This window comes from Paracoccus sp. (in: a-proteobacteria) (assembly GCF_032007265.1).
Classification (GTDB): domain Bacteria; phylum Pseudomonadota; class Alphaproteobacteria; order Rhodobacterales; family Rhodobacteraceae; genus Paracoccus.
Genome location: NZ_DALZMB010000150.1, coordinates 1 through 6,976 on the forward strand (window position 1 = coordinate 1; position 6,976 = coordinate 6,976).

Sequence of the window (6,976 nt, forward strand, 5' to 3'; positions counted from 1 at the left end):
CAAATTGGTCAGAACCCCGGTGAGCAGCGCTGCCAAAGGCCCGGCCATGACTGCCACAACCATGGTGCCAAGCGAATCCAGAAAGATCGGCAGCTTGACCAATTGCGCGATCTGACCAAGGGCCATGTTGACGGCAATGCCAATCGCGATCAAAACGATGACGCGAGTTGAACTTAATGATTTCATAGGTTTGCCTCGGATTCTTGAGAAGTCACTACCAATTCATCATAGCCCGAATATGCGCAGGGCAAGCGTTCAAAGCGCATCTGAGGCAGGGAAAGGGTGACGATTTCAGCGGTGGTATAAATCGCACTATCTTCGGGAAGAAGATGACCGCCAAAGGCCCGCCCTTCACCGTCGGTAATCGTCAGATGCAAATGCTCTCCTGCGGCATCGATGGTTCCCACCAGCGAGGTGATTTCGAAATGTCCGCGATAAAGCGTGGCTTGCGGCTGATTGGCATGTCGGATCGCAACCTGTGTCAAGCTGCCAACGCAGGTCACGACCGCCATCGACTGGGTCTGGGCCTGCTCAAAAGCATGGCGCAACGAGGCCGTCAAATTGTCTCCGGGCTTTAGCCGAAGGGCATGAAAAATGCCGGGTGAGGCGACCAGATGATCGGGGCGGGTCTGCTGAGAAGACGGTCGGGACTTTGCCTCGGTCATATGATGCTCATGTTTTGCGGACGCTTTACCTAGGGTTCGGGGCAGTGCCCGGCGGAATTGACGAGGGTAGATCTGGCAGCCCCATGGCATCGGGGACCTGAAGTTGACTTTTCCGTGTCATCGGCCCGCGCGGCTTTCACCGCAAGCGAAAAGGTACCGACCCGCATTTCAATCTTGATAAAAGCGATTTATCGGGCACTTGTCAAATACCTGACAAAGTTACTAGGTAACAGCCGAAGCTACGCCCGATCGGCATTCGTGCCCTCGCCTATATTCGCAGCGACCATAACAATCAAAAACTACAGAGGTCCTATGGAACCCGTCATCACACGCCATCGCCACGACACCCGCCGCCGCGCATTGACGGTCAGCAAGGTCACACGCCTGACGCCCAATATGATCCGCGTCACGCTTGAAGATGAATCACTTGCCGATTTCATCAGCCTTGGCGCTGATGACCACATCAAATTGTTCTTTTCCACTGGCGGCGACGCGCCCGAGATGCGCGACTATACCCCGCGCGCCTATGACAATCAGGCGCAAACCTTGGTCCTGGACTTTGCGGTCCATGGCGAAGGGCCTGCGACGCAATGGGCGGTTGCCGCCAAGCCCGGGGATCAGCTTCAAATCGGCGGGCCGCGCGGTTCGGCGGTCGTGGCTCCGATCTTTGACTGGTATTTACTGATCGGCGACGAAACCGCGCTGCCAGCTATGGGTCGCTGGGTCGAAGAGCTGCCGGAAGGCAAGCAGGTCCTGACCTTGGCCAGCATCGCCTCGGCGCAAGACGAGCAGCATTTTGATGCCAAAGCGCGCCATACCGCCCATTGGGTGTATCGCCCGCTGGCAGATGCCGCCGATCCCGCCCCGCTTTTGAAGGCACTGCAGGGCCTAGAGTTTCCTCAGGGCAAAGGCTTTATCTGGATCGCAGCCGAGGCCGGTGTCGCGCGTGTTCTGCGCGATCACGTGCAATCCGAACGCAACCACCCAAAGGAATGGCTCAAAGCATCGGGCTACTGGCTTCAGGGCCAGGCCGATGCCCATGAAAAGCTTGACTAATTCCGCTGTCTTAAAACGCTTGCCTGCGCCAATTCAGCCATGGCAAGCGCATCAAAAGCGGAATTAGCAAAAGCGGCACCGCAGGCAGGATCTTGGGAAGATCCTGCCCAAAGGCAAAGTTGAATAGGACCGCCGCAAAATCCATTGCCGTCGTCACCTCGCCCGCGCGCAGGTTTTGCTGATAGGCCAGCGCACGGTCCAGAACCGCCAATTGCCCTTTGCTGGTCAGCAATGCCGTGGTTGCAGCAGATGCAACAGGTGCTGCCGCAATGCCCAAAGCCCCGATCATTCCAGAGGCCGCAATCTTGACCCAGCGCCAGCGCCGCGAGACCCCGGCGGCATGGCGCAGCGCGGGCGAGATCCGTAACAGCTGGGTCAGGCTGACGTCAAACCACTCGGTCCCCAAGACATCGGCCTGACGCGAGGCCAGCGCACGATGAAAGGACTTTTCGATATTTTTGGCATCTTTGTGATGGATAACGAAGATCACCACGGGCTTTTCGGGAAATCCGGTCGATTGCTCGACCACGCGCTCTAGCCCGCGGCTGGAATAGCCAATCTTCAACCGATCCGGCTTGGACGGAAAGCGATAGGCATAGACGATTTCATCCAGATTGCGTGGACCGACAATCAGAGCCTTGCCCAGATCCAGCTTTTGACGCCAGCTTCGAAGGCCAGTCTTGCCGACCGCCTTCCGAGATTTGACCGGCATCACGTTTCCCTTCTGTTCCCAAGGCCCTCTTTTGCCTTTAGCGGGGGAATTCAGAGAACACCACAGCTGCAGCCCCAGCAAATCACGGGTTTCACCCTTAAAGAATGGTTTTTCAGCCGGAACCTTCCAACCGACACGCATTTGAGCGAAAAATAGCTGATCCAGTTTCTAAGAATATCTAGCTAAACCGTTGTTTTTTGCACGTTCAACCGCGCCAGTTCATAAACGTGATTCGCATGCAAAAATGGGCATGAACGACCCAGATTTATGCCGTTCCTTTTGGGAAATCACTGCGCCTCAAGCAAGGCAGCTTCGGCAGCCGGCTCAAGGCGGTTGCTCAGCTTGGCATCACCTCGATATGCTTCAAGCGTGTGCATTCCCCCCGAGACGGGCTCGAGCAATTCACCACGCGCCATGACGGTGACGGCGATCTTTTCCGTCCAGCCGTTCTGCCCTCGGCAGGCGATCGAGATACGCATCAGCGGCCCGGAATGCGTCTCGTATTCGCGGCACAGCTCGCCCGGCGGATTGAGGTAAGATGAGATCATCCCCAGCTGGCGCCCATCATCCAAGGTCTCGCTTTCGCCCGAGGCAAGGCGGTTCAAAGCGGCCTTTTCTGCAGTGGGAATGATGACGGTTGCAGGGGCATGCCATTGCCACCAGCTTAAGCCAATGGCTGCAATCGCCGCTCCCACGGCCAAAATACCAAAGGGGCGACGGTTTGGGGCCTGTGCCGTCGTACTTGCAACCGATGTGATTTGATCAAAACGATGGCGCAAGGCAGTATCACGCGCCAATTCGGCGCGGATCAACTCACTGTCTTCGGCCTTCAGCTGACCTGCGGCAAAGGCCGCCAGTTGTGCATCATCAATCGGCATCAGACAGCCTGCAGCATTCGTCACGCGCATCAAGTTTGCGGTCTTGATACGCCCTTATCCGGCCAAAGGCAGGCTTCATTTCGTCGCTCCTTCGGCTATAGGCGCGGGCAAGTTGGGTCCTAGCATAAACGCAGCTCCGATCAGGCCCAAGGGCGGTTGAGGGGGGCGCGGCTATCTGTCGCTGTGTCCGAACCGCCTGATCAGCCCGGCAAAGTAGCGCGCTTTCGCAAGGCGACTTGTGCGTGCGACGCCTGTGGCAGCCAAGGCCGAAATCGGGCGAAAGCGCAGCGGATCGTTGGGGCGAAGCTGCGCCAATGCGTCCAGATCTGCGTCCAACACCGTCACCGGCCGCGGATAGCCCCCGGTCGTCTGATGATCGGCCATCAGCAGACTGGCGACTCCATCCCCCGCAATCTGCACATCCCCGCGCGTAATCGGCCCCGAGGGGATGGCCAGCGCGTCTTTGGGCAAAATCGCGGGCCCTTTCAGCCTTGAACCCATACGGTCATAGGAAGCCGTCATATAGAACGGGCCCGCCGCCAGCTGCTCCAGCGCATCAGGGCCAAAGTGATCCAGCTGTGGCCCTGCCACGCAATGGGCAATGCCGCGCGGACGCGCCCAGACGGGAATGGGAATTTCAGCCGGGGGCAAGACCCGCGCCTGGGTCAAATCCAAGCTGCGACCCGCAACCAACCGCCCGCCACCCAAGCCTGATTGCGAATGCGTCGCCGCGCTTCCCAGCCAAAGCGGCACGTCAAGCCGCCCGGCAAAGGCCAGATAGCACCAGCTTCCCCAAGCACCTGGGCGAATGTCCAAGGATTGCCCGGCTTTCAGCACCCCCCGATGCCACGAGGGCTGATCTTGCTCCGCTGGATCGGCAATCGACCCATCCCGATTATAGCGGCGCACGATAAACCCGCCCCCCGCCACCGCATAGCCAATCTCTCCGGCAAGGCAGTCCAAAGCCAGCCCCCCTAAAGACACTTCAATGCCGGGCCAGCCCTGGGGGTTTGCCAAAGCCAGATTGGCCGCCGCAAAGGCCGCACGATCCATAGGGCCAGAACGCGGCACTCCATAACGCAGAAATCCCGGTCGGCCCGCATCTTGCACCGAAACATGTGGCCCCGCGCGACGAACCATCAGACGCACGCTCATGGTTGTGATCCAGCTCCAGCCGCCCCCAGCTCGTCGCGCGATATCTGATGAAAACGAATGCGATCACCAATATCGAAACGAAAGGGATGCGCCGCCTCCATCTGCAAGATCGGATTGCGAGAGCGACCGATGATCCACCAACCTGTCGGCATGGTCAGCGTCGTGACCAGGCATTGCGCAGCAGCAATGATCACACTGCCTGCCGGAACATCGCGGATGGCAAATGGCTTTCTGGGCAAACGCAAAGCAGCGGGTAGCCCGGAAAGATAGGCATAACCTGGCGCGAAACCATACATCGCCACGCTGTATTCTCCGGCCACATGCGCAGCGATCACTTGTGCAGGGGACAGACCGGTTCGCGCGGCTACTTCTGGCAAATCCGGTGAAAATTCTTCATCATAACAAATACCCATCTGATGAACCTCAGGCGATTTCCGCGCCTGCCCGCCCGCCGCCATCAACCGCGAAATTGCAACGCCTGCCCGCGCGTGATCGGTCTCTTCGGGGTCGAATTCGACCAGAAGCGAGACAAGCGCTGGAACCACCTCCAAACAGCCCGGAAAAGGTGCTGCGCGCAATGCAGCGTCTAGATCTATCACCTGCTCATGGGCGCGATCATCCTCTGTGGCACTGAATTCCACCATCAGGGCATGTTCGGCAATGGGCTGGATCCTGGGAAAGCTCATTGCGCCCGATCCGACAGAAATCCACGAATTTCGATACCTGCCTTTTGCAGCGCTTCGCGCAAATGCAACGCCATTTCAACGGCATGTGGGTTATCACCGTGCACACAGATCGAATGCACCTCAAGTGGGATTTCAGGACCCTCGACCGTGGGCATCCGCCCGGTTTCCAGATAGCGCATCAACCGCGCACTGGCCTCAAGAGGATCGTGGATCAACGCGCCGGGCTGGTTGCGCGGCACCAGCTGACCATTTGCCAAATAGCCGCGATCCGCGAAAATTTCGGCAAAGACCGGCAGGCCATGGCGGCGCGCCGCCGCCTCTAGCGCGGTTCCCGAAATGGCAAGGACCGCAAGATCTCCCGGCAATCGACTGACAGCCATCACCACCGCATCGGCGGTTTCTGGATCGGATGCGGCCAGATTGGCAAGCGCGCCATGAGGTTTGACATAGCGCACCTGCGCCTGACAAAGCGCCGCCACCCCCTGAAGGGCGCCGACCTGCGCCGCGATCATGCGCGCGATTTCGGGGGGGCTCATGGGAATGATGCGCCTGCCAAAACCCTCTCGGTCCGCATATCCGGGGTGGGCGCCGATCATGACACCGCGCTGATGGGCCATCTCAAGGGTGTGAAACATGACCTCGGGATCGCCAGCATGGCCTGCGCAAGCAATATTGGCCGAGCTGACCAGCCCCAACATCGTGGCGTCATCTCCCATGCGCCAAGGACCATAGCTTTCGCCCAGATCCGCATTCAGATCGATCTGCCGATGCATATCCGCCCTGCCCTTACTTTTGCCCCGTAGTTTTGCATTGTGACCCTTGGAAACTCATGCCCCCGGTGCGGTCTGCTACCAGGGGCGAATAGACGATGCTTCAACGTGTCGTTCAAGGGCATGCCCGCAGGCGTGGCTAAAAAAGCCAGACCGACATGGCCAGGCTGATGCCGGAAATCCAAAGCGTGGCCAGCGCACCAAGGATAAGTGGCTTGATCCCAAGGCTTTTAAGCCTTGCGAAATCGGTCCCCAGACCAAGGGCGGTCAATGCCAGCGTCAGCAAGATCGGCGTCACCCCGATCAGCCCATCTGCCAGTTTCGCAGGCACCAACCCAAAGCTGTTGGCCAGCATAATGGCGACAAAGCCAACCAGAAAGAACGGCACGAGGACGGGTTTGGCCGCTCCTGCCTGTGCTGGACGAAAGCGTGCGGCCATCACCCCCATCACGATCAGCAACGGCGCCAACATCAGCACGCGGCACAATTTGACGACGATCGCGATGGTCAAGGCATCCTCACCGCCCTGAAAACCCGCGCCTACGACCTGTGCAACCTCGTGGATCGCCGCTCCGGACCAAACCCCGTATTCGGCCTGGCCCAGCCCCAAGACGGGCAAAAGCAATGGAAAGACGAACATCGCCAGCGTGCCAAAGATCGTGACGCATGAAACGGCATAAGCCACATCCTCGTCCTTGGCATGGATTTGCGCATCCGCAGCTGCGATTGCCGAGGCTCCGCAAATCGACGATCCGGCTGCGATCAGGCCCGTCAACTCGGTTGAAATTCCCATGCGCCGGCCCAACCAAAGGGTCAGAAAAAAGGTCGAGAACAGCGCCGTGCCAGCCACGGCAAACCCCGCCAAGCCAAGCTCGCTGACCTGTGTCAGGGTGATTTGCAGGCCCAATAGCGCGACCGCTATGCGCAAAAGCTTTTTGCCGGCGAATTTGATGCCTTCGGCGGCGCGGGCGGGTACTTCGAATGTATTGGCAAAAACCATACCGACCAGAATTCCGATAATCATCGGGCTGAATAAAGCCAGACCCGGCAATTG

The 6,976-nt window shown here is 58.8% G+C and carries 8 protein-coding genes and 1 pseudogene; 1 reads left to right on the forward strand and 8 read right to left on the reverse strand.

Annotated features, from left to right (window positions below; all coding sequences use genetic code 11):
• Window positions 1-186 (reverse strand): annotated as a pseudogene (locus tag RTS12_RS19345) (ECF transporter S component); the annotation flags it as partial.
• Window positions 183-665, reverse strand: a complete 483-nt coding sequence (locus RTS12_RS19350; protein WP_312531469.1) for a PCC domain-containing protein — start codon at window positions 663-665, stop codon at window positions 183-185. The pseudogene RTS12_RS19345 and the gene RTS12_RS19350, both read right to left, overlap by 4 nt.
• Before the next feature lie 312 nt (window positions 666-977).
• Here RTS12_RS19350 and RTS12_RS19355 point away from each other — a divergent pair, with 312 nt between their 5' ends.
• Window positions 978-1,721, forward strand: a complete 744-nt coding sequence (locus tag RTS12_RS19355; protein WP_312531470.1) for a siderophore-interacting protein — start codon at window positions 978-980, stop codon at window positions 1,719-1,721.
• Between the two features lie 10 nt (window positions 1,722-1,731).
• Here the strand turns inward: RTS12_RS19355 and RTS12_RS19360 are convergent, their stop codons facing one another.
• The 6 genes from RTS12_RS19360 to RTS12_RS19385 form a co-directional block, all read right to left on the reverse strand.
• On the reverse strand, window positions 1,732-2,433 hold the full coding sequence (locus RTS12_RS19360; protein ID WP_312531472.1) for a GIY-YIG nuclease family protein: 702 nt from the start codon (window positions 2,431-2,433) through the stop codon (window positions 1,732-1,734).
• Between the two features lie 287 nt (window positions 2,434-2,720).
• Entirely contained in the window at window positions 2,721-3,311 is a 591-nt protein-coding gene (locus tag RTS12_RS19365; RefSeq protein WP_312531475.1) for a hypothetical protein, read from the reverse strand.
• 171 nt (window positions 3,312-3,482) lie between these two features.
• Entirely contained in the window at window positions 3,483-4,466 is a 984-nt protein-coding gene (locus RTS12_RS19370) for an allophanate hydrolase (protein WP_312531478.1), read from the reverse strand.
• Window positions 4,463-5,152, reverse strand: coding sequence for an allophanate hydrolase subunit 1 (locus RTS12_RS19375; protein ID WP_312531481.1), 690 nt, complete (start codon window positions 5,150-5,152; stop codon window positions 4,463-4,465). The genes RTS12_RS19370 and RTS12_RS19375 overlap by 4 nt, the downstream gene beginning before the upstream one ends.
• Entirely contained in the window at window positions 5,149-5,925 is a 777-nt protein-coding gene (locus RTS12_RS19380) for a 5-oxoprolinase subunit PxpA (RefSeq protein WP_312531483.1), read from the reverse strand. Before RTS12_RS19380 ends, RTS12_RS19375 begins: the two co-directional genes overlap by 4 nt.
• 136 nt (window positions 5,926-6,061) lie before the next feature.
• A partial coding sequence (locus tag RTS12_RS19385) for a YeiH family protein (protein ID WP_312531486.1) occupies window positions 6,062-6,976 on the reverse strand: 915 nt, incomplete at its 5' end.

Bases quoted from the DNA above. Each gene is read 5' to 3' on its own strand.
- RTS12_RS19365 (WP_312531475.1), bottom strand. From the start codon at position 3,311: ATGCCGATTGATGATGCACAACTGGCGGCCTTTGCCGCAGGTCAGCTG.
- RTS12_RS19375 (WP_312531481.1), bottom strand. From the start codon at position 5,152: ATGAGCTTTCCCAGGATCCAGCCCATTGCCGAACATGCCCTGATGGTG.
- RTS12_RS19355 (WP_312531470.1), top strand. From the start codon at position 978: ATGGAACCCGTCATCACACGCCATCGCCACGACACCCGCCGCCGCGCA.
- RTS12_RS19370 (WP_312531478.1), bottom strand. From the start codon at position 4,466: ATGAGCGTGCGTCTGATGGTTCGTCGCGCGGGGCCACATGTTTCGGTG.
- RTS12_RS19350 (WP_312531469.1), bottom strand. From the start codon at position 665: ATGACCGAGGCAAAGTCCCGACCGTCTTCTCAGCAGACCCGCCCCGAT.
- RTS12_RS19360 (WP_312531472.1), bottom strand. From the start codon at position 2,433: ATGCCGGTCAAATCTCGGAAGGCGGTCGGCAAGACTGGCCTTCGAAGC.
- RTS12_RS19380 (WP_312531483.1), bottom strand. From the start codon at position 5,925: ATGCATCGGCAGATCGATCTGAATGCGGATCTGGGCGAAAGCTATGGT.